The sequence below is a fragment of the Paenibacillus sp. 2TAF8 genome (genome assembly GCF_052114825.1).
In the GTDB taxonomy this organism is placed as follows: Bacteria; Bacillota; Bacilli; order Paenibacillales; family Paenibacillaceae; genus Paenibacillus.
The window spans coordinates 1-21,584 of the sequence record NZ_JBFRFN010000006.1 but is presented as its reverse complement, the minus strand read 5'-3'; the positions used below and the strand labels follow the sequence as shown (position 1 = coordinate 21,584).

20 protein-coding genes are annotated in these 21,584 nt (G+C 45.3%); 9 read left to right on the top strand and 11 right to left on the bottom strand.

Going from position 1 to position 21,584, the window contains the following annotated elements:
* Positions 1-32 precede the first annotated feature (32 nt).
* The 3 genes from AB4Z30_RS10290 to AB4Z30_RS10280 form a co-directional block, all read right to left on the bottom strand.
* Entirely contained in the window at positions 33-1,874 is a 1,842-nt protein-coding gene (locus AB4Z30_RS10290; protein WP_441925899.1) for an ABC transporter ATP-binding protein, read from the bottom strand.
* A complete protein-coding gene (locus AB4Z30_RS10285) occupies positions 1,855-3,675 on the bottom strand; it encodes an ABC transporter ATP-binding protein (RefSeq protein WP_441925897.1) in 1,821 nt (606 codons plus the stop codon). The genes AB4Z30_RS10290 and AB4Z30_RS10285 overlap by 20 nt, the downstream gene beginning before the upstream one ends.
* 439 nt (positions 3,676-4,114) lie before the next feature.
* Positions 4,115-5,173, bottom strand: a complete 1,059-nt coding sequence (locus AB4Z30_RS10280) for a CotH kinase family protein (RefSeq protein WP_441925895.1) — start codon at positions 5,171-5,173, stop codon at positions 4,115-4,117.
* 338 nt (positions 5,174-5,511) lie between these two features.
* Here AB4Z30_RS10280 and AB4Z30_RS10275 point away from each other — a divergent pair, with 338 nt between their 5' ends.
* The 3 genes from AB4Z30_RS10275 to AB4Z30_RS10265 all read left to right on the top strand — a co-directional run bounded on the left by AB4Z30_RS10275 (position 5,512) and on the right by AB4Z30_RS10265 (position 8,443).
* A complete protein-coding gene (locus AB4Z30_RS10275) occupies positions 5,512-6,210 on the top strand; it encodes a DUF6897 domain-containing protein (RefSeq protein WP_441925893.1) in 699 nt (232 codons plus the stop codon).
* A gap of 189 nt (positions 6,211-6,399) precedes the next feature.
* On the top strand, positions 6,400-7,761 hold the full coding sequence (locus AB4Z30_RS10270; RefSeq protein ID WP_441925891.1) for an arsenic transporter: 1,362 nt from the start codon (positions 6,400-6,402) through the stop codon (positions 7,759-7,761).
* A gap of 13 nt (positions 7,762-7,774) precedes the next feature.
* Positions 7,775-8,443, top strand: a complete 669-nt coding sequence (locus AB4Z30_RS10265; protein ID WP_441925889.1) for a DUF2642 domain-containing protein — start codon at positions 7,775-7,777, stop codon at positions 8,441-8,443.
* A 236-nt stretch (positions 8,444-8,679) separates the two neighbouring features.
* Here AB4Z30_RS10265 and AB4Z30_RS10260 read toward each other — a convergent pair whose 3' ends face one another.
* Complete coding sequence (locus AB4Z30_RS10260; protein ID WP_441925887.1) at positions 8,680-9,420, bottom strand: nuclease-related domain-containing protein; 741 nt, start codon at positions 9,418-9,420, stop codon at positions 8,680-8,682.
* A 340-nt stretch (positions 9,421-9,760) separates the two neighbouring features.
* Positions 9,761-10,651, bottom strand: a complete 891-nt coding sequence (locus AB4Z30_RS10255) for an NAD(P)-dependent oxidoreductase (protein ID WP_441926590.1) — start codon at positions 10,649-10,651, stop codon at positions 9,761-9,763.
* Positions 10,652-11,660: 1,009 nt separating this feature from the next.
* On the opposite strand from AB4Z30_RS10255, the gene AB4Z30_RS10250 reads away from it, so the two are divergent.
* Genes AB4Z30_RS10250 through AB4Z30_RS10240 form a run of 3 tightly spaced genes read left to right on the top strand, consistent with a single transcriptional unit; the run spans position 11,661 to position 15,419 of the window.
* Entirely contained in the window at positions 11,661-12,797 is a 1,137-nt protein-coding gene (locus tag AB4Z30_RS10250; protein WP_441925885.1) for a GerAB/ArcD/ProY family transporter, read from the top strand.
* On the top strand, positions 12,754-14,259 hold the full coding sequence (locus AB4Z30_RS10245; protein WP_441925883.1) for a spore germination protein: 1,506 nt from the start codon (positions 12,754-12,756) through the stop codon (positions 14,257-14,259). The genes AB4Z30_RS10250 and AB4Z30_RS10245 overlap by 44 nt, the downstream gene beginning before the upstream one ends.
* Positions 14,256-15,419, top strand: a complete 1,164-nt coding sequence (locus AB4Z30_RS10240; RefSeq protein ID WP_441925881.1) for a Ger(x)C family spore germination protein — start codon at positions 14,256-14,258, stop codon at positions 15,417-15,419. Before AB4Z30_RS10245 ends, AB4Z30_RS10240 begins: the two co-directional genes overlap by 4 nt.
* A gap of 139 nt (positions 15,420-15,558) precedes the next feature.
* Here the strand turns inward: AB4Z30_RS10240 and AB4Z30_RS10235 are convergent, their stop codons facing one another.
* Together AB4Z30_RS10235 and AB4Z30_RS10230 are read right to left on the bottom strand one after the other, a co-directional pair.
* On the bottom strand, positions 15,559-16,068 hold the full coding sequence (locus tag AB4Z30_RS10235) for a hypothetical protein (protein WP_441925879.1): 510 nt from the start codon (positions 16,066-16,068) through the stop codon (positions 15,559-15,561).
* A gap of 26 nt (positions 16,069-16,094) precedes the next feature.
* Positions 16,095-16,457, bottom strand: a complete 363-nt coding sequence (locus AB4Z30_RS10230; RefSeq protein WP_441925877.1) for a hypothetical protein — start codon at positions 16,455-16,457, stop codon at positions 16,095-16,097.
* A gap of 157 nt (positions 16,458-16,614) precedes the next feature.
* On the opposite strand from AB4Z30_RS10230, the gene AB4Z30_RS10225 reads away from it, so the two are divergent.
* Positions 16,615-17,142 (top strand): hypothetical protein, encoded by a 528-nt coding sequence (locus AB4Z30_RS10225; RefSeq protein WP_441925875.1) that lies wholly within the window; start codon positions 16,615-16,617, stop codon positions 17,140-17,142.
* 108 nt (positions 17,143-17,250) lie between these two features.
* Here AB4Z30_RS10225 and AB4Z30_RS10220 read toward each other — a convergent pair whose 3' ends face one another.
* Both AB4Z30_RS10220 and AB4Z30_RS10215 read right to left on the bottom strand, forming a co-directional pair.
* Positions 17,251-17,547: a WXG100 family type VII secretion target gene (locus AB4Z30_RS10220; protein ID WP_441925873.1), complete on the bottom strand. Its 297-nt coding sequence runs from the start codon at positions 17,545-17,547 to the stop codon at positions 17,251-17,253.
* Positions 17,548-17,585: 38 nt separating this feature from the next.
* The gene (locus AB4Z30_RS10215) at positions 17,586-18,947 is read right to left on the bottom strand and encodes a lipase family protein (protein ID WP_441925871.1); all 1,362 of its coding nucleotides are present in this window, start codon (positions 18,945-18,947) and stop codon (positions 17,586-17,588) included.
* Between the two features lie 78 nt (positions 18,948-19,025).
* Between AB4Z30_RS10215 and AB4Z30_RS10210 the strand changes: the two genes are divergently transcribed.
* The gene (locus tag AB4Z30_RS10210) at positions 19,026-19,358 is read left to right on the top strand and encodes a hypothetical protein (RefSeq protein WP_441925869.1); all 333 of its coding nucleotides are present in this window, start codon (positions 19,026-19,028) and stop codon (positions 19,356-19,358) included.
* Positions 19,359-19,491: 133 nt separating this feature from the next.
* On the top strand, positions 19,492-19,740 hold the full coding sequence (locus AB4Z30_RS10205; RefSeq protein WP_441925867.1) for a DUF1433 domain-containing protein: 249 nt from the start codon (positions 19,492-19,494) through the stop codon (positions 19,738-19,740).
* Between the two features lie 300 nt (positions 19,741-20,040).
* Here the strand turns inward: AB4Z30_RS10205 and AB4Z30_RS10200 are convergent, their stop codons facing one another.
* Positions 20,041-20,328: a hypothetical protein gene (locus AB4Z30_RS10200; protein WP_441925865.1), complete on the bottom strand. Its 288-nt coding sequence runs from the start codon at positions 20,326-20,328 to the stop codon at positions 20,041-20,043.
* A gap of 203 nt (positions 20,329-20,531) precedes the next feature.
* A complete protein-coding gene (locus AB4Z30_RS10195) occupies positions 20,532-21,098 on the bottom strand; it encodes a hypothetical protein (protein WP_441925863.1) in 567 nt (188 codons plus the stop codon).
* Positions 21,099-21,584: the final 486 nt, after the last annotated feature.

Sequence of the window (21,584 nt, the reverse complement as noted above, 5' to 3'; positions counted from 1 at the left end):
TTGTTTCAAGCTTGCTTCAAGCTAGCTACACTCTATTGTGCTTTCTTCCGCAGTTGACTGTTATACAGCTCACTATAAAATCCACCCTGTTTCAGCAGTTCATCATGTGAGCCCTGCTCCAGCAGTTTCCCATCCTTAAGCACCAAAATCCGGTCGGCCTGACGAATCGTGTTCAGCCTGTGTGCAATGACAAAGCTGGTGCGGCCATGCATCAGACGTTCCAGCCCCTCCTGAATTTTGATCTCGGTCACCGTATCAATGCTGCTGGTCGCCTCGTCCAATACCAGAATGGACGGATCAGCCAGGATTGCCCGGGCAATAGCAAGCAATTGCTTTTGTCCTTGGCTAATGCCACTCCCATCTGCTTGAAGCACCCGGTCATACCCGTTCTTCATTCGCATAATAAAGGAATGTGCATTCGCCAGCTTGGAGGCAATCTCCACTTCTTCATCGGTTGCATCCAGACGTCCGAACCGGATATTTTCACGAATCGTTCCCTGGAACAAAAATGAATCCTGCAATACAAACGCCATGTGCGACCGCAGGTTTTCCCGCCGAATGGTTGTCATCTTGTGCCCATCCACCGTAATCGTTCCACTTGTCGGGTCATAAAAGCGGGATAAGAGCTGAATCAGCGTTGTTTTTCCTGCTCCTGTTGGACCGACCAATGCAATCATCTCGCCCGGCTTCGCTTCAAAACTGATGTCGCGTAGAATATTACGACCCTCATCATATCCAAAGGACACCTTATCGAACCGAACGTTGCCCTGAATGTTATCCAAGGCAATTGCCGCTCCTTCATCCTTCGACTCCTCATCTTCATCCAGCACTTCGAACACCCGCTCTGCCCCAGCGATCGCAGACAACAGCGTGTTCCACTGATTCGCCAGATCGTTCAACGGACGTGTGAATTGGCGCGCATACTCTACAAAAATAATGATGACCCCTACCGTAACGGAACCCTGTATCGCCAAAATACCGCCAATCCCCGCTACGATTGCAAAGCTCAGGTTGTTGAGTCCGTTCATCAGTTTTGGAATAAAACCTGAAATCGTCTGAGCCCAGAATGCGGAAATGCGAATGCGCATATTACGCTCCTCAAAGCCGCGAATGACCCGTTCTTCCTGCGAAAATGCCTTAATGATCCGCTGCCCGGATAACGTTTCCTCAATATAACCGTTGAGTTCCCCCAGATTGCGCTGCCGCTCTTTGAAAAGCGGTCCCGTTCTGCGCGTTATCCAGCGCATCCCCACAGCCATTAGAGGTACAACGATAAAGGTGAGCAACGTGAGCAACGGGCTGAGCCACAACATCACACCTAATGTGCCAATTAACGTTAACACACTCGAAAAAATCTGAATGGCCGAGCTGTTCAGCGTACTGCTGACGTTCTCGATATCGTTGGTGACCCGGCTCATAATCTCACCTTGCTGGCGCTTGCCAAAGAACGGAATCGGCAGCTTATGCAGATGAGCAAACAGATCATAACGCATACGGAATACTGTCTCCTGAGCAATCTCGATCATCCAAATATTCTGCAGCCAGGATGTGAGCGAAAAGAGTACATACACCGCTACCAGTCCGAGCAGAAACCAAGTCCAGCTTGAACTGGTCGCTTCTTCGGCAATAAATTGGTCAACGGCCACGCCCACCATATAAGGCCCAAGCAGAGCCAGCGCAGAGCTGGCAAATACCATCAGCAGCACTAGTGAAAGCTTTATTTTACGACGTGAGAGATAGCTCCAGATCCGGCCAAGTGTGCCTGACCAGTTTTTGGCTCTCGCTTTCGGCTTACGCTGGCCTCCTGAACGGAGTGACTCGGAATCGAGAACAGGCCGTGGCTGACGGAAAGGCTCAATGAATGCTTTGAACATACTGTGCGCCCTCCCCATATTGTGATTCATGAATTCGGCGGTATAACTCCGACGACTCCATCAAGTCTTCGTGTTTTCCCTGTCCAATCAATCGTCCATCATCCAGAAGCAGAATCAGATCGGCCGAAGTGGTTGAACTGATCTTCTGTGTAATAAGAAACGTTGTGCAGGAGAGGTCTTCAAGTGCATCTAGAAGCCTGCCCTCAGTAGCTACATCGAGTGCACTTGTGCTGTCATCCAGAATAAGTATGCTTGGACGGCGCACCAAAGCTCTCGCAATGGAGAGGCGCTGCTTTTGTCCACCCGAAAGGTTAACACCCCTTTGACCGAGCAACGTATCATATCCATTCGGCAACTGCTCAATGGTCTCATGAATCTGAGCCCGCTTGGCCGCTTCCACAATCTCTCCCATCGTGGCATCTTCTCGTCCCCATGCGATATTTTCACGCACAGAACCCGTGAATAGTACCACTTCCTGAGGAACATAACCAATCGATTTACGAAGGGTAGGCAAATCCAGCTCGGATGCATCTGCAGCATCAATGCGCACCTCACCTTGTTCTTCCGTATACAAGCGTGGAATGAGTTGCACCAGAGAGGATTTTCCTGATCCGGTAGCTCCCATAATAGCAATCCGCTCACCTGCTTTTGCAGAGAACGTAATATCTTCCAGCACTTTAATCTCACTATTGGGATAACTGAAGCCAACGCCGCGGAATTCGACTTCACCTTGTATGGTGCGCTGCTCCTGCTTATGCTGTATCGAGCCAGAGTTGTGCTCATGATTCAATGAACTTTGGGTATCTGTATGTCCGGCCCGTACCCGCTGACCCGTACGCTCCGTTTCTGACGTATCCTCGGTTTCAAACACTTCATTCAGACGCTGTGCTGAAGCGCTCGCCCGTGAAAAGGTGACCAGAATCCACGATAACATGGATAATGCTCCAATGGTACGTAGCAGATAGTTAATGACTGCAACAACTTCACCAACGGTTGCTGAACCTGAAACGATGTCTCTCCGACCAAACCAGAGCACAGCGATAATACAACTGTTCATCATTAACAGCATGAATGGCATTGTTGTCTCCGTCAGGCGCAGCGCAGAGATTGTGCCTTTCATCAGCTTGCCGCTGAAGATGGCAAAGCGTTCAATCTCGTGGCCCATCCGTACAAAAACACGGATTAGCCGAATGCCTGTCAGATTCTCCTGGATGACACCGTTCACGGCATCCAGTCTGCGCTGCACATTGCGGAACAGCAGCGCCGCTTTTTTTAGCATCCAAATTACAACGACAAGCAGCACCGGCATCATGACAACAAGTAGCCATCCCAATCGCGGACTCACTACGATCGCCATGATCATACTGCCAATCACCACCAGCGGAACACGGGTCATGAAGCGAAGACTCATAAAGATGGTATCCTGCACCTGGGTCACATCCCCGGTTAACCGGGTGATTAGCGACGAAGTCGCAAATCGGTTGAACACGGCATAGGAAAACGTTTGCATCTTGTCATACAGCTTCTCTCGCAGATCATACCCAAATCCAAGACTCGCATGCGAGGCAAAGAACGAACTGGCAATCCCGGCCGCAAACGCGATAACCGCACTGCCAACCAGCACGCCACCCCACATCCATACGACGCCCAGATCTCCCTGCTGAATGCCATTATCAATGATTTTGGAGATCAGATAAGGCTGAGCCAACTCCACCGTTAATTCAATCAGCATCATAACCAATGCTGCAATGGCGGCGACTCGGTACTTTTTCAAGTGAACAAACAGCTTGAGCATTCCCATTCCTCCGGCCCGGAGCACGTTACTGGCAATATTACATCCCTTTCACACCATAAGCTCCGTTATTCTCTTTCCTTAAAGCTATGTAAAATTTCACGTAACCAATACGACTATTATATCGCATTTTCCTGCTGTACATCGTTACCTTCTTCTCATTCTTAGTATTAACCTCAAATTCTAACCTGCAATCGACTGCTCAAAAACATGCTATATAAGTTGAACTAAAAATTTTACACAGTCCACTTCGATGACAGAATAACCTTTCAATCGCTGTTATCCCCAGATTTTTTTTGGTTCCCTTTTTCAAGGGGAAAATCCGGCGATAAAGGCGAACGCTTCGCTTTTCCAGGTTTTTTCTGTCCTCTTCGTTAACGTGTAAAAAGAATAGTTCAACTTATATAACGTATCAAAATAAAATACCCAAGGCAGCCTGGGCATCCTTTTACAACTGTCTCAACGCGGTGCCCACGTACTCACGGCGCTCTTTCACATACGTACGAATCTTCTCCGGTTCATTAAGGAAGACATTCATGGGCCACTTCATATATGGGTCATTACCTACATCTTCCTGAATTCCATCGTGCAATCGATATACCAACGGCATAATTCTCTTTTCCGTAAAAGCATGCTCCAAATGTTGTTTCATCAGCTTCTTATACTGCTCGCGGAACGTACGAAAAGCCAGCACGCGACCTGTAAGCTTGTTATAGCCCTGAATACGAACCAAATTCGGATTGACCTTGGCGCCATAACAGTTTCTCCCCCAAGTCCCTTCATAATCCCAAGGAAGAATGCTGTATTTTCGGCTTTTTGCTTTTTCATACCATGTATAGTTCTGGTGAAACCCATCGAAGTTCCCTGTCAGTACCGCCCCGCTCAGCCACCGCAGATAGTTGTTAATATCCACCCTGGATTGCAAAAAACGAAACAGATCCATTTTAGATTTTCCATTCAAATGTTGAATAAACTTGCGCAGCCTCTGGCGATCCTCCATATTACCCCGGATCAGACTGTATCCAGACAATAGATCACTTCCTGAATCGGTTGTTCGGGATGGTAGGGCAAAACTGGCGCTATCGTTTACGGCATAAAAAATACTCCGGACAGGCATTCTTCTTTGGCGAAAAAAAGAAGATTTCACGCCTTCAATTCGTAAATATACACCTGCAAGTTGACCATTGAGATACAGTACACAGTGGTGTGTAGAAGGTGCCGGTACACGAATCATCTCAAAGAATTGAAATGAAAGTGCGTTCCGTAGCAATGAAGGGTCATCATATTCCGCATTGAAATGAAACGTACGACTTGCCGTGCGAATCTCGAATGATTTTTTCACATAGGCCCGTGTATGTCCTCCCCGGTACCGAATTCGAATGGGAAGCTGCTTGCCGTCCATCTGCATCGTGCCGTTCACAAACGTTTCTGACCATATGTTCGATGTTAATCGCTGGTATTCATTCGTCGACACATGGATGTGGTAGACAGGTAGAGTCATTTCCATCCGCCTTTCGGTCACCTGTGAGTTAAGCCCGTAGGCTATTACATCATCCTATGCACAAGCACAGCAGGCCGTAAGGGCGAATGCACAGCCCATTTATGGAACCATCCGCGAAGTCATCATGTTAATGTGCTGAAAACATATCACACCAATCTATAAATTATCTTTTTTCTCATAGATTACTGCCAATTTACTATATAAATGGTTGTCTGCTGGTTCCTCAGATGCTAGGTACACATATGATTAAACTACAGACAGACTCCAATGACGAGTGGTAGGGATTCAACGAACAACCGTCGGGCGGCCTATCTGAACTTATATCAGGGAAGGGGCAAAATACAATGTCTATGAACGGTCATGGAATGAGAGGTTTGGTTGGAAGAGAAGTTAAGATTAATCGTGGGGGACCTGATGCAATGCAAGGCACATTGATGGATGTACGCTGGGACTACATGGCTGTGGACTGCAAGGAAGGTATTGTGTATGTGAGTGATTCTCATGTTAAAAGTATTACCGACACAGGTCGTTCCGGTGGAGCCAGAGGGCCTATGGGGAATCCGATTCCAGCGAACACATTTCTTGGAGTTATGCAGGCACTGCGCTTCCGTCCTGTACAGATCAACCGTGGAGGCCCGGAAAAAGTAGAAGGCATCCTGGCCGATGCCAACCAGAGTCAATTAATTCTGACTTTGAAAAACCAGGAGATCATCCGTATACCTTTGCAGCATGTGAAATCCGTTTCTCTGGTTCGCGGAAGCAGCAACAACAACAACAACAATAACAGTGGCAACAACGGTAAAAACACAAGCCAAGGGAATAAAACACAAAATACGCAGTCTGGCGGCAATCGTTCCCAAGGGAATCGCAGTGCAGGCAACCAAGCTTGCGGAAACAAATCTCAGGGAAATAAATCTCAGGGAAATAAATCGAACAACAACAAGTCACGTGGCAATCAGTCTCACGGGAATAAATCTGGCGGAAACAAGTCTGGTGGAAACAAGTCACAAAATCGCGGAAATAAGTCTGGTGGCAAACGGTAATTTGAGAATGATGAGGAGCTAGTTACTGCCAGTTTAAAGGGGGGAATGATCATGCTGATCTTTATTGCAATCGTCTTGACAGGTGTGCCTTTGTATTGGATCGTTATGCCAGGAAGGCCCACTAAGACTCATGAACATCTGAAACAGTCTTCACAAGGACTTCTCCCCCTGGGAGGTGAATCACAGTAAATGCCTGATTACCAGTTGTGGTTAACCTTCGGGGTATTTATCATCACAGTTATTTTCCTAATGTGGCGGCCTGGCGGATTAAATGAATCGATCCCCACTTCGCTTGGGGCGCTGCTTCTTATCCTGACCGGTGTCAGCAGTTTGGGGCATATTCTGGGTATTTTCGAAATTGTATCTGGCGCAGCGATTACGATTCTCTCCACCATTGTTATGTCCATTATTCTGGATAGCATCGGTTTCTTTCGCTGGATCGCTGTGAACATGATTGAAAAGGCGCGAGGTTCCGGCTTCCGATTATTCTGGTTAGTTCTGTTACTCTGTTTTCTCATGACTATCTTCTTCAACAACGACGGCAGCATTCTAATCACTACCCCCATCATCATTCGAATCTGTTCCATGTTACGTCTTAAAATTCATCAGCAGTTGCCATATCTTATCTCTGGCGCACTCATCGCTACAGCTTCCAGTGCTCCGATCGGACTCAGTAATCTTGCTAACCTGATTGCCTTAAAAATGGTTGGATTAAACCTGAACACCTACACTCAGATGATGTTTGTACCATCCATGCTCGGAATTATCGCCATGACTTTGCTGTTACTCTATTATTTTCGCAGAAGCATACCCAAAGTTATTCATCAGTTCCCCGTATCCATGCAAAGTTCATCTGGATCAGGCTATCACCCACTGCAGACAACAGAATCCGAATCGGATAACTCCAAAACGAATGTAGACTGGTGGTTGTTCCGTGTTTGTATCGGGATTGTTGTGTTGATCCGGGCAGGATACTTTCTGGCTGAGCAAATCGGTGTACACATGGAGATTGTCGCCATTACCGGTGTAGTTCTGATGCTTGCTGTACGGTGGTATCGTACACGATCCGGACTGAGAGATGTCGTCACACAGACGCCGTGGCATATTCTTGTCTTTGCCTTCAGCATTTATATTATTGTGGATAGTCTTCACCGAGCCGGGATGACAACATGGATTACCGAATTCACAGGCCCGATTGCCGAAAGAGGCAATGCCAGCCTGATTGCCGTATCCGGGTTATTACTAACGGTGCTGTCTAATTTGTTTAACAACTTGCCCTCGGTCATGATTGGAACATTCGCCGTTACTGACCTTCATTTGAGTGATACTCAACTCCATCTAGCATATCTCGCTAATATACTAGGTAGTGACATCGGAGCATTATTAACACCCATAGGCACACTTGCCACCTTAATCTGGATGTATATATTACGGACCCACCATATTCGGGTCTCATGGAAACAGTATATGAAAGTAACCTTCATTGTGATACCCATCAGTTTAATTATCAGCCTATTTTCCTTATATATTTGGGTGGCTATGCTGTATTGAGAGGAGGTATACTGTGAAATCTGCAATGACGTGGTTAGGTAAAAATATTGAGTTTGAATTGTCCGGTTGCAAACTGCCTATTCAGGGCGAGGTCATTGATGCAGGCGAGGACATTATAGTGGTTTATGGTAATCAACGCTACATTTATGTGCCGCTTCACCATATTCAAACGATGCATTTTACGAAATCAGAGGAAACTTCAACTAGCTTGGACGTGCCTGCACCTGATCCCGAAATGGACCATGACAACATCTCTTATCGAAAAGTACTCATGAATGCTCGCGGAAGATTTAGTGAAATTTCCATTGGCGGGCGAACGCTACACGGTTATATTACCAGCATCATGAACGATTATTTTATCTTCTATTCTCCTTTGCACCATTCGGTCTATGTTTCCATCCATCATCTGAAATATATTATCCCTTCTCCTTCCAATAGCAGACCGTATGCGATGGAACATCAACATTTCCCCATACAGCCTTCGTCCATCTCACTCTCTCGCACACTCGATCAACAGCTGCAAAAAATGGCAGGAGAACTCATCATTTTAAATCTGGGTTACAAACCTGAACAGACAGGATTGCTCAAAAGTATCAACGACAAGTTGCTTGAAGTCATTGATGCTGAAGGTGGTGCGCGGTTCATGCACACCAGCCATGTTCAAACGCTTCATTTACCTTAATGGTTAATATAGAACGCAAACAGGGATATTCCGGAGATTGGCATTGTGACCTGGAATATCCCTGTTTCATTTGTTTTTCCGAGCCTTAACTTACTCTGATTTGGAAACCATGTCTATTACAGTGCATAGAAAACGGCGATAACCCCGTAAATCTAGTGACTCATTATTCCAAAATTATCCACTTGCACCTTTACTCGTGTATCTGTATCTTCGCGGTTTAATTGCCTATAAATTGCCTATTTAATTCCTTTAGCTTTCGCCATATGCTCGGCCCGAATCTGATGATCCGTTGAATTCACTGCGTTCAGCATGTTCCAGATCGCCTGAGTGTCCTGTTCTTGATATAAGGTCTCCGGAAGTTCTGTCTCCAGTCGTTCTGTTTTGCGCTGAATGGTCTCCACCAATTCATGATCATAAATAATCATTTCATCGGAATTGACATACCTTACGGCGGGATCAACACTGATCCGGCAACGATTCGTGAACGTCACCATGGAAACCAGCCGAACACGCTTGTAATCCCCAAGATGTGCCTGAATCGCTTCAACATGGGCGCGGTGCTGCATGAGTGGATTATACATTTTGACCCTGCTGCTGCTCACGGACCAATTCGCTTCGCGGCGGCCCCCACGAATCTCTCCAGTTGTCAGGTTCCGGGTTTCGATGACAAAGATCGCCCGTGGGCCAATCACGACATGATCAATCTGGGAATACCCCGAACGAGACTTCGGATTAGGAACCAGCAGGTCGTTTAATACTTTATATTCATTGGACAAACCAAGCAGTAACTCGGAGGTTGTTGGTTCTTGCGGTACGCTGATCCAATCGGGTTCGGACTTTTTCTTTTTGCGCCGACCACGCGCCAGACGCGGAGGAATTGTTGTAACTGGCGGCAAAGCCGAAGCTGAAACAGAATCGGTAAGCGGGCTCACAAGCTCTGGCTGAGTCTTGAACAGAGACAGAATTTTCTTGAACATGGGCAAGCTCCGTTCTACTTGGAATGGGTTTATGAAGTATGAAATATGAATTATGAAATATAGATTATGTAGATCTTTAATACCGGATATCATGTAAACTTCTATACTTTATGTCGGATAAAGTCGAACAAAAATAAAGAGACTTTTGCCAAATTCACTAATTTGTTAAATGTGCACGACAGTATATACCCAAACCTGCGACTTTAGACGCACATCAAATCCACAATAAGTCCATATCAAATCCGTACCAAGTTCATTTTAATTCCAATATATAGAGAAAAAGCAGCGTCACCTTTTCCCTAAGCAAAAGAGTCCGCCGCTGTCTTCCCATGTTCATCTTCTAAGCCTGGAGATAGTACGTGTACAGCACTTGTGTACCTTTCTCGTCCAAGCCATTCTTCGATATTTCCTGATAGAGCGATTCCGCCAGAGCCAGTCCTGGTGTGTTCATACCCATGGATTGAGCAGATTCCAAGGCAATACCCATGTCTTTAATAAAATGTTTCACATAGAATCCAGGCTCGTAATCGCCTGCGATCATGCGCGGACCCAAGTTGCTGAGGGACCAGCTTCCGGCTGCACCGGTCGCAATACTCTTAAGCACATTCTCCGCGTCCAGTCCCGACGTCTTGGCATAGGCAAGTGCTTCGCATACGCCCAGCATGCCAGAGGCGATGGCAATCTGATTGCACATTTTGGTATGCTGTCCGGCGCCCGGCTTGCCTTGCAGCACAATGTTGGTGCCCATCTGCTCAAAAATCGGACGCACTGCTTCAAAAGCTTGCGCGTCACCACCCACCATAATGGACAGCCTGCCGTCCCGTGCGCCGATATCGCCGCCGGATACAGGCGCGTCCAGTGCATGCAAACCTTTGGCTTCCGCAGCCTCCGCGATGCGCGCAGCCAGCAGCGGGCTGGAAGTGGTCATGTCAATCAGGGTTGACCCTGGTTTGGCATGAGCAACAAGCCCGCCTTCTCCGAGATAAATCTCCTCGACATCCTTGGGATAACCGACCATGGTGATGATTACATCACAAGCAGCAGCCAGTTCCGCAGGCGTTTCATGCCAGACAGCTCCTTCCTTTACCAGCGCTTCTGCCTTAGCGGCAGTGCGCGTGTATACATGAAGCGGATACCCTGCACGCTGGATGTGACCAGCCATGCTTTTTCCCATAACGCCTGTTCCAATAAAGCCTACTTTGATCTCTTCAGGTGATTTAGTTGATTGCATCATTGCAAGTTTCCTCCCTGTTCTTGAACGATATATTGTGATATTAAGTGCTGCATAGTGAGATTGGGTGCTGCATAGTGAGATTGGGTGCTGCATAGTGAGATCGGGTGCTGCATGGTGAGATTGAATGCTACATAGTGAGATCGGGTGCTGCATAGTGAGATCGGGTGCTGCATAGTGAGATTGGGTGCTGCATAGTGAGATTAGGTGCTGCAAGTGCTTGTCTCTACTCTGTTGAAGCGGATACGGATACTTAGTCGAGTACGAATGAGATAAGGCGAGGCCTTTGCTACTTTAGAGCCCCGGGACCGATTGCATCTCTCTCTAACGATCACCAGGAACGCTATTTGAGCAATATCACACCTTTTTATATTCTAACGATCTCAGGAAACCTTATTTCGGAGAATTACTTCAAAAATGGGCGTTAAACTTGTCTTTTCAGCAAAATAAGGCTCCTGGTGATCGTTAGAATTCCAGAACTCCCCATTTTGCTTAAATAAGCTCATCTGAGATCGTTAGAATATTTAAGTGGTGAGCGAGTGCCCCCTAAACCTACAATCGATTCAAAATTACTCCTAAACTCTGAATCCTCCCCGATAATCCTCATCCTGCATTGCCTGATGGGTAGCTCATTCCTTATACTCGATACCTACCTTATGCCTTACACTACATACCTTATGGCCTACACTCCATACCTTATGGCTTACTCCTTATGCCTTACACACGGCCTTATGCCTTACTCCTTATTTCTTACACACAATACCTACCTTATACCTCACACTTCACTTCTCATCCCTTATACTTCATACCTTATACTTCATACCTTCTGCTTCATACCTTGACCTGTACCTTATACCTTATACCTTATATCTTATACTTTATATGTTATAGCTTTCTTTCCCCTCCGTCCATCTTGGGCTGATTTTTCTGTGAAAAAATCTGAAAAACGAATCATTTTCTCATAGACTGTACAATCTAACGAAAACACATCGAAATGGGAGGAACGGACATGAGTCAGGACAAGGGACAGATCACCATCTGGTTATCCATCTCCATTATTTTGCTCAGTGCGGGACTGGTCTGTCACGTCTTGTCTGTCCCCGCCATTCTGGATGTGGCCGGAAGGGATGGCTGGCTCTCTGTTCTCGCGGCAGCACCACTGTTCATGCTGTTCCTGGGTATGATGTACATCATTATCCGCCGTATTCGCGGACAGCGCTTGACCGATTGGATCACGCGTGAGTTCGGCGTCGTTCCCTCCTGGATCTTTCGCATTACTGCGGTCTTGTTGCTCTTCTCGCTAGGGACACACACCTTATATGAAACCACCAACTGGACGGTATCCACCTATCTCCCTTTTACACCGACCTATGTGCTGGCTGGTGGAGGTGCTCTGGTTGCTGCCTGGTCAGCAGCCAAAGGCATTCGTTCGATTGCAATGACATCCAGTATTCTATTACCTCTGGTCATTCTGCTTGGCTACTTTGTCATGTCAGCCAATATGAAATACAAAGATTACAGTCAGCTCTTTCCCATCATGGAACATGGCTGGACTCCCGTCATCCGAGGAATGATCTACTCTCTAGCGGGACTCATGGAGATCTGGGTGTTGATGCTCTTTCAACATGACATTAAAGGCAAACTACGCTGGTGGCATGTGTTGTTGCTTGGCCTCTTCATGATCAGCATGGCACTGGGGCCAACGCTCGGAGCCATTGTCGAATTCGGGCCAGAAGAAGCGGCGAAACAGCGGAATAGTCCATACGAACAATGGAAACTCGTCAATATCGGCAAACTGTTTCAGCACGTTGATTTTCTCTCGATCTACCAGTGGCTCAGTGGTTCCTTTGCACGTGTTGCCATCTCCATGTACCTGATTGTTGATCTGCTGGATATCCGCAGACCTAAGAAACGCTACATTACCATCCTCTGTCTCACGCTGATCATGTGCGCTTTGGCTATTCAGTGGTGGCGCATTGATTACGTTGATTATTATGTAGATCACATTCAATTTCCAGCCATGCTCTCTTACGTGGCAATCATCACCACTCTTTTGACACTGGCCGCTCTTATTCATAAAAAGGACAAGGAGGCTCCTGCTCATGGCTCAAACGCCGCGAACGAAACCAACCCGTCCAGGGACTAAACCGTTCCGTATCGATCAGCATCATCTGGAAACTTACTTTGCAGGCTCTGATGATGTGATTATCGACAGCCACCGGCTCGGTGAAGGACAGATGAAGCTGGTTGTCGCTTATTGCAGTGGCATGGTCGATACACAGATTATCCATGACATCATCTTGCCGGAAATGAAGCGAACCTACGAGGTCACACATTTCATTCACAAGTCTGACATTGAAAAAAATATAAACTTGCAATGGAACAGCGTTGACCCTGATGATGCGCAGTATGGAACGGAGCTAATATCGCTTCGTGTTTTTGAAGGGCATCTGCTTCTATGCCTTCCCTCTCTGCAGACCATGTGGAGCATCGATATCTCCAACATGGCTACACGAACACCAGAAGAATCAACGACTGAGGTCTCGATCCGCGGAGCAAGGGATGGTTTTATTGAACCACTCGCTGTTAATGTATCCTTGATTCGTAGCCGGTTGCGTACGGCCGAACTTGCATGCAGCATCGAACTCATCGGATCACGTTCAGCAACCAAAGTGGCTCTGATGTATATGAAAAACATTGCCAACCCAGAGTTGATCAAAGATATAAAACATCGTCTCCATGCCATTCAAACCGAACGTCTTATGACGGCAAATGATCTGGAAGAGTTGCTCTCACCTGCCAAGATCACCTTATTTCCATTGACGCATTACACGGGTAGACCTGATTTTGCATCGGAATGCTTGCTGAGCGGTCGCTTCGTTCTGATCGTAGACGGTAATCCCAGCGTGATTATCGGACCTGTGAACCTGTTTCTGCTACTGAAATCACCAGAGGATGCCAGCTTCCCCTTCCTTCCGGTGAATATGGGTCGCTTGCTTCGATTCATAGGTCTATTTGTCACTATATTTTTGCCCGGTTTCTATATCGCTCTGACATCTTTCCATATGGATCAAATTCCGTTTCCACTCGTCGCAACGATATCTGTCGGTCGCATGGGACTTCCCATGGAGTCTGGCATTGAGATGTTTCTCATTATGCTACTCATGGAGCTGTTCCGGGAAGCAGGCGTTCGTTTGCCCAGCGCCATTGGACAGACGTTAACCGTGGTCGGTGGTCTGATTATCGGAGATGCAGCCATTCGGGCTGGCATGGTCTCTCCGCTCATGATTGTCGTCATCGCCGTTACTGTTGTAGCTGGAGCAACCATTGTCAATCAAGTCATGACCAGTTCTATACTCATTTTGCGCTTTCTTTGCTTTATCTTGGGAGCCACACTGGGGATTTACGGGTTCATTCTGTCCATGATCCTGTTTCTGATCTATCTAACGGACTTAAAATCGTTTGGCATTCCCTATCTTACGCCCTTAACACCGCTGAATTTTAAACAAGCCATTGCCTCACTATTCAAAGTCCCGACGGGTTTGGGAAAACGTAGACCTGTCTACCTGGAGACACAAAAACCGCGTAAGGATGGCAAAGGTCGATGAACAACATACTACACCGCTGGTTGCTTGGTATGTTAAGTCTATCGCTTTGCCTCATGACCACGGGATGCTGGAGTGCATATGAGATTCAGCAGGTGGATTATGCCAAGGCGATTGGCATTGAATATAAGGACGGCATGTATCATATTTACGTGCAAACTCTTGATTTTTCAAGTATAGCCAAAACGGATAATTCAGGGAAAACAGCCGAATCCCCTCCAATCTGGGTCGGACATGCTCAAGGGAAAACGATGAGCCTTGCCATGAACGAGTTATGGCGTGCATCTCAGCTTCACATTGCCTGGGGGCATGTGACGGCCATCGTTATGGCAGAGAGCGTGCTGAACAACCAGCACATCAAGGATGTATTTGACATGCTCGGACGATTTCCGGAAGCACGATATACCACATGGGTATACGGTACGCGAGAGCCTTTGCTGGACATTCTGAGCACCGCTTCAATCTACAACTTGTCTCCGCTGGACAGCATCCTGCACAATCCGTTGCCCAGCTACATGGAAAATTCGCTGTTTGCGCCTGTACTCAGCTTCGAACTGATTGCCAAGCACAATGATCCCGCAACCACGACGTATCTGCCTGTCATTGCCTTAAACAAAGACTTATGGCTTCAAAATAAAAAGGAACATGACTTGTTTCTAATTGAAGGAGCTTATTTTGAAAGGATGGGAGAAAAGTTCAATTTTTTATCGCGAGACGAATTGTCTGGCTATCACTGGTTGATTAAAGGTATGCGCCGGGCTCCTCTATTGGTTCAAAAGAACGGTGTAATCTACGGGGCGCTCAGTGTTGGACTGCCCACAATAAAAATAGAACCGATTATCCGCGGAGAGAAAGTTACCTTTCGAATTGATGCCAAATATCTGACTGCACTGTATGAATATCTCGTTCCCATGACATATGACGAGATGACCCGGGTAAGCGAGGATACACTTAAAGAGCAGATCATGGAAACCTATCGAAATGGATTAAAACGAGGAGTCGATGTATACGGTCTACAAGAAAAGCTATATCGCAAAAACCCAAAACTGTGGCACAAGTTATCCGGGAATGGGGAAAACCTGATTCTCACGGAGGATTCCATTGAAACATTAAATATTCACCTGACGATCCCGTATACCGGTAAATATAAGAGGAAAGTGTAAAGGAAGAAAACCTTCTGCTGATAACAAAATATGTTCAGCAGGAGGGATTTTAGGCATCTTTTTTTCAGATCAGATGGTTACGAAAGTAGGTTTTCCACAACCAAGCGCTGCAATCTGACAAGTAGTAAAAATGTTGCTATCAGGCCTTGGAGTTGGTGCGTAAGCGCTGCACCTGTTCCAGCACCCAACCGATGATGACTGCGAAAGATATGCCAAACAGTAAAATCGGAAAGTTGTAGTATAGCGTATTCGTATATTGGTTCAGCCAGCCAAAACGATACACTGCCGATTCCGGGTCATGTGTATAACCGTTAAGTTGCACACGCAGGTCTTCAAAAATGTAAATTTCCCAGAAGACAGACAATACACACAATGCTGCCGCAACAACACTGACCGCCGCATTGCCCCATTTCCCCCAGTACTCACGTTGGTCGTAGAAGCACCATTTCGTGACATATGCCGTCCAGAAACATAAGATCAGAAAAGTAAGCACGGATGGAAATAAAGCAAGAATGCCCAAATTGCCATTCCCAGATACACCTTTACCCATTTCATGCTTGATCGTCATTCCATCTACGGCAAAAACCATGAGCACATTCCATATCAGGAAGATCAGATACGGCTTGTTAATGCGTTTGATTACCTTCATTTTACCCTCTCCTCTCCTATCCCGGCTCACTTCCAATAATAGTCCATCACTCGTAATCGAGTAACAAGAATCATAAGTTGTGGGATAAACACAAAGGCAATATACACCAGAATAATTAACCACAGATGAGCGGCAAAATGTTCAGCACCAAACGATGGCTTAGGTCGCTCCACAAAGTACCACCATATCGGAATAGCAACAACCCATGTTAATATCGTCGAAGCCAGCATATCCTTGACGTCACTCCAGAGAAAGCAAAATATAGCCGCAAATAAGATTGGAATCGTCCATGAGTTTAAGATAGGGCCCCAGCTCTGAAAAATGAAAATAATGGCGGGATACAGAAGAATAGTCGTCCATCTCCAGATTGGATTTTTGTAAATCCTCATATTTGACCTTCCTCCTTGTTTAACCTGTGTTGAACATCGATGCCTAGCATTGTTACGTCCTAATCATTCCGAATAGGAATGTATCCTTAAAAAATCAGGCATGTTTTTGAGAAAATAGCTCATACTACCTTCAGGAAAATATTGAAGGAGTGACAACATGAGTTTAAAACGCATCGTTGCTATTGGAGCGATTCTGGCATGTACATCTCTAGTTTGGGGGTGTGGTAACGGCAACAACAGCAATAACATGCCTACTGCCGAGCAAACGAACCCGAACGAACAACAGACCCAAAGCTGGGGAGATCCCAAACGGTTAGAAGCTTCTCACCTGGAAGCCCTGGAAAGAATGGAGAAAGATCATATCCACCGTATGGTTTCTCTGAGCGTCAACACCGATGGCGATCAAGTCATGACAACGCTGGAACGTTCAGGTCAAAAACTTGAAGAAATGAGACCTCTCGCCGAGATGCTCCAATACGAAGGCCACCCTGCTTTGTTGCAACGGATTCAGGAAATGTCAGGAGATATTGAAGGTTCTAAAAATGCAGTCACCGAGATGAAAAACAATCCTCCGTCCGGAAAAATTAAAATCCAGTCTTCGAAAACAGATGCCCTGCACCATATCAACAGTTTTCGCGACTACCATGAATATGTACAAGGTCAGGTCAAGGTGATGAATAAGTAATAATAAGTCTCTGTTATCTCAGGCCAGCCACATATATTATAAATAGTTAGACTCGGAGCCTTTGATCTGCCGATTCTAACTATTTCTTTGTTATCGTCATATCTATGGTTATTGGGACATTCGTCTTGCTCTGCGATCTTCCCGATCTGCTTCTTCCATTTTACGAATATATCGTTTGAGTTCCTCTTTATGGGCTTCAAGTTCGGCAAGTTTAGTGGAGGCTCCTTCTACAAAAGATTGCATTTTGGAGCTTAATTCTGTTGCCGATACCCCCACCCAATCCTGCACTAATCTTCCATGAATCGTTCGCATTTTCTGTTCCTGTTGCATAAGCCGTTGTTGTAACTGTTCACATTGCTGAACGGCTCTTCTTAAGTCTGATAAGGATACGGAAATTCTGCCCATGTCCTTCCTCCTGTTAGTCTGATAAGATGCCTTGTTCTTTACTGCTGGTCTGCAATGACGAAATCTTCTCGCTTACGCTCAATGTAATCTGCAATCTCACTAATCGATTCCTGGTACCAACGATTGATCCGTTGCAGGGTAGCTGTCGCGTTATAAGCAATCGGAGTAAAAGACTGACTTTCACTTGTGGAAATATGCGTCTGAAACATCTGAATCGAAGCTTGCGCATCGCTGGAAAATCCAGTTAAACTCATTCTCATTTCACGAGCAGACTGTGCTAACTCTTCCGGTGTTAATTGTATCTTTCCTCCGCCTAGTCCCCCTTGGTTGCCAGCAATAGCTGATATCAAAGTGCCCACTGCTCCTGAGGTAATCTTGGAGAAGGCCGCAAGAGCCTCTTGGTGCGCAATCCACCTTGGAGAGATATCCATGCTAGCCCCTGTTTTCCGATCAATTAATGGACCGATCAAGTTCCCTTGTTCATCGAAACTATATTGTTTCATGGAATGATACCCCTTCCCCTCATCCTTGGAAAAGGAATCCATGAGTCTGACAATGTTACCCATTTGCAGCTTATCCAGATCAATACCGAGTTTTAAATCATGCACCAGCATTGGAGAACCAGCCCCCAGAGGTTGAAACGGGATTTTCAGCTGTAATTGGAGTTTCCAATCCTGATACATCGCATTGGCCGACTCGAAATCTTGCCCTTTATATACGGTAACACCGACATGTCTCTCATATTCACTTAATCCGCCCGCACCTACAGAGTCATTGGGATGAACCACATTAAGTATTTTGTTATCAAAGTAGCCTTTGTTAACCTTGGCAATGCTGGCATCATCCAGCAAATTCATCACACTTGGTGCACTGTAGGTCATCCCTGATACATCATTCCGAGCAGCAACATATTGAGCTAAGCCACCACCCAGAGAATGACCTGTTACCGTAATATCGGAGTCAGGATATGCTTTCTGTACCACCTCATATAGTTCCTCGGCTTGGTGAAACTGATTGTTCTCCCAAGACATTTTATCCATAAGAAGTTTGAAGGGACTATTTTTAAAAATGTTATGGCGTTCCGGGTCAGTTACTGCATCTTCGAGTCTTCTAGTTCTGCCACCTAAAACATCGAAAGCATCTGTTTCCCAATCTGCAGCCATATCAGTAACATTACCTCCTGGTTCTGTTCCACGATAACCTATAACAATCTGGTCTGTTTGATCATTCTTCAAAACAACAGCGTCGAATCCGGATCTTCTATGAAGTTTGGCTCCATCCGGTTCAATCACTTTCCATTTCGCTGAGTCAAGGGTATCCGGGTAATCTCCTGCCTTCATATTAAGATAAGCCAGCTCCGAGATTTCCTTATAAGTTTTATCACTGATATATGTATCCATAAGCTTATCCTTCCTGTGTTTACTGATTCAAAAAGTTAAAGTATATTATTTAAGTGTCAAGTTCACACATATAGGGGGTTGAAGAATATTTTAAAAAAAATTCAATATATATCAACTTTATTAATCATCTTGGCCTTTATAGTCGGAGGATGTAATACCGTGCCCAATCAAGATCAGGTTGTTGAAAAAGCCACACAAGTGGGATATCAATATTTCATTGACCACTACAATACAGAAGTAAATTTCACAGATCATAAATTTATGCCAAAGGATCTTAGTCACAATGTGAATTTGAGTGGACACGTTAAAGATAATCAAGAAGTATCAATCAGTATACTAATTGATTACGATACGTTTGAGGTACAAACAGCTGTTGTCCCCAAAGAACTTTTAGATAAGAAAATCAAGTAAACAATCTATTCAACGTTTAAGAGGCTCTAAAATTTATAACGGGAAGCTGATGCTAAAAATGCAATCTTATCGTTTTCGTCATTACCTCTGTCTACTCCTCATGATCCTGAGTCTCACCATAATTTGTGGTTGTATGTCCAGCGAAAAAAAGGAGATTATCCAAAAGGCTGAGGAAGTAAGCTTGGCTTATTTCAAGGAAACTTACGGCATTGACGTTGTGTTTACAGATCATAAGTTCATTCCCGCTGATCTGTCTCATACTGTTTCACTGACAGGGTATGTACAAGGCCACAAAGATCAGGAAATCTTTGCGATGGTTGATTATGATACGTATACGGTAAAAACCGGTTCAGTACCTGATGAAATTAAATCCTCTAAATAGAATATAATGTCTACCGGCCTCACCTAACGTAAGAGCCTGATCTTTCATCAGGCTCGTTTTGGTATAAACGTATAGGCTTGCATCTATCCTGCATTTTCCAAAGAAGTAGAATCATTATAGATCATCTAATACATATCGTGTATAACAACGCCCATAAATGAGTAAAAGGTCATTATGCACATTCTAATCTAAACCTAGTTTATTTGATTTATTCATAGGACGTTGTTACCAGAATATTAATATCCATTGCATCTTTACACGTGCTATATGAATTGTGCTTCTTCAACCACGCATCAAGCTTCACTCCACCCAAAGGGATGCCCAGATAAATAAGCAGAAAAATACAACAGGAACCATTGCTCCAGCGGCAATCCAGATCCATAACTTAACGGGCCTAGCTTCCCTCCAATACTCCTTGAGGCCATTCAAACGTCCATTGCGCCAGTTGGCGGACTTTAGCTGACAAATCATTCGCTCCATCACTTGCTCCCGTTCTTTCCCTTGTGGCACGTCTTCCAGTACACAACGAAGTTCCTCGTATAAACGAGCCTCTTCCTGACTTGTTTCTTCTATATGTGGATTACTCATCTTCTAGCCTCCCCAAATCATGATCCCTATACCTACTCAACAAACGAATCCACCCTAAAGTTTGGTTTATTTCATAAAAAAGATAAGTCGATGATCAACAAGTTCAACATTAAATAGCAAATAGCCCAAACGTTCTTGGGCTTGTTAACTTCTTCTCAGGTATATTGAAATTTCAGCCAATTCAAGTTAATTAACATTTGATTCTACCATCTCTTACGCGGATGATCTCCAAAATGATGGCCATTAATATCCCCCAGACTTTCTATGGTATCTTTATAGATCTTAATGAGGGACTGAACCTTGCGAAAGTCAGGATCTCCAGGCCCGATTCCCTCCATAAACATTCTCTGAATGATCTGTTGAAAAAAGTCCACCCTGGCACCCAGCTGCTGTTTCTCTAGTTCAAGCACCTCTTCAAAGCTATGATTCTCTATGTAATCCATTAACTCATCGCTCTGTGATGACCGTTCATCCCACCGATGATCCCTCTCGAACTCGTCCGAATCATCTGATTGAAGATTAACCGTGGTCCGCAGCCGCGATAATACGATTTTTTCTTTGGCAAGCATCACATGAAAATCCTTGTTCTGTAACAGATCCGAAACGATCAGACGACACATCTCCCGGTTCTCAATCAGAATGCCGTCAAACGGATGCAGCTTCCATTCTCCATTGGAACAGAACAAATTAAAGTTAAAAAACTGACTACCATACTTGTATTGAATGTTAATTTTGGCCTCATCAATGATTTCGAAAGTAAACTCCAGCATGTTAGGCGGCTCCTTCTTCGACTTCCAAAGTTTACCTTCATCTTATCAAAGACTCCCTAGAAAATACAGCATATTAACGTTCGTTTAATTCCGAAATAGACTCTGCTTTTTCACTGCTGGCTACGATGATCAGAACACCAATGATACCGGCGATAATGAGAGATAACATGTCCTGCCCCCTTCACGGTGAAGATGTACATGTTCACAGTGTATGCAACAAACTTCAATGTATGCCCAGTATCGCCCGCTAGAGATTGGAATAAACCAATGCCCATCTCAGACTTGAGGATTTCTTTTCATCGATGCAACTACAGAAAAGCAAAAAGAGACGCCGTGGTAAACTGGTACCCATAGACTGGACACTTTGAAAAAAAAAGTGCCTGGCTATGGGTACTTTTTGTATACTGGAAGATACATCGGAGGGATGACATATGAGCAAAAAATTATTTAGTAAAACGGAGCGCGAGATGCTATCTATGAATTCAT

Bases quoted from the DNA above. Each gene is read 5' to 3' on its own strand.
- AB4Z30_RS10255 (WP_441926590.1), bottom strand. From the start codon at position 10,651: ATGCAATCAACTAAATCACCTGAAGAGATCAAAGTAGGCTTTATTGGA.
- AB4Z30_RS10260 (WP_441925887.1), bottom strand. From the start codon at position 9,420: ATGTTCAAGAAAATTCTGTCTCTGTTCAAGACTCAGCCAGAGCTTGTG.
- AB4Z30_RS10230 (WP_441925877.1), bottom strand. From the start codon at position 16,457: ATGAGGATTTACAAAAATCCAATCTGGAGATGGACGACTATTCTTCTG.
- AB4Z30_RS10245 (WP_441925883.1), top strand. From the start codon at position 12,754: ATGGCTCAAACGCCGCGAACGAAACCAACCCGTCCAGGGACTAAACCG.
- AB4Z30_RS10270 (WP_441925891.1), top strand. From the start codon at position 6,400: ATGCCTGATTACCAGTTGTGGTTAACCTTCGGGGTATTTATCATCACA.
- AB4Z30_RS10215 (WP_441925871.1), bottom strand. From the start codon at position 18,947: ATGGATACATATATCAGTGATAAAACTTATAAGGAAATCTCGGAGCTG.
- AB4Z30_RS10285 (WP_441925897.1), bottom strand. From the start codon at position 3,675: ATGGGAATGCTCAAGCTGTTTGTTCACTTGAAAAAGTACCGAGTCGCC.
- AB4Z30_RS10280 (WP_441925895.1), bottom strand. From the start codon at position 5,173: ATGGAAATGACTCTACCTGTCTACCACATCCATGTGTCGACGAATGAA.
- AB4Z30_RS10200 (WP_441925865.1), bottom strand. From the start codon at position 20,328: ATGAGTAATCCACATATAGAAGAAACAAGTCAGGAAGAGGCTCGTTTA.
- AB4Z30_RS10235 (WP_441925879.1), bottom strand. From the start codon at position 16,068: ATGAAGGTAATCAAACGCATTAACAAGCCGTATCTGATCTTCCTGATA.
- AB4Z30_RS10220 (WP_441925873.1), bottom strand. From the start codon at position 17,547: ATGGGCAGAATTTCCGTATCCTTATCAGACTTAAGAAGAGCCGTTCAG.
- AB4Z30_RS10225 (WP_441925875.1), top strand. From the start codon at position 16,615: ATGAGTTTAAAACGCATCGTTGCTATTGGAGCGATTCTGGCATGTACA.
- AB4Z30_RS10195 (WP_441925863.1), bottom strand. From the start codon at position 21,098: ATGCTGGAGTTTACTTTCGAAATCATTGATGAGGCCAAAATTAACATT.
- AB4Z30_RS10290 (WP_441925899.1), bottom strand. From the start codon at position 1,874: ATGTTCAAAGCATTCATTGAGCCTTTCCGTCAGCCACGGCCTGTTCTC.
- AB4Z30_RS10205 (WP_441925867.1), top strand. From the start codon at position 19,492: ATGTCCAGCGAAAAAAAGGAGATTATCCAAAAGGCTGAGGAAGTAAGC.
- AB4Z30_RS10240 (WP_441925881.1), top strand. From the start codon at position 14,256: ATGAACAACATACTACACCGCTGGTTGCTTGGTATGTTAAGTCTATCG.
- AB4Z30_RS10250 (WP_441925885.1), top strand. From the start codon at position 11,661: ATGAGTCAGGACAAGGGACAGATCACCATCTGGTTATCCATCTCCATT.
- AB4Z30_RS10275 (WP_441925893.1), top strand. From the start codon at position 5,512: ATGTCTATGAACGGTCATGGAATGAGAGGTTTGGTTGGAAGAGAAGTT.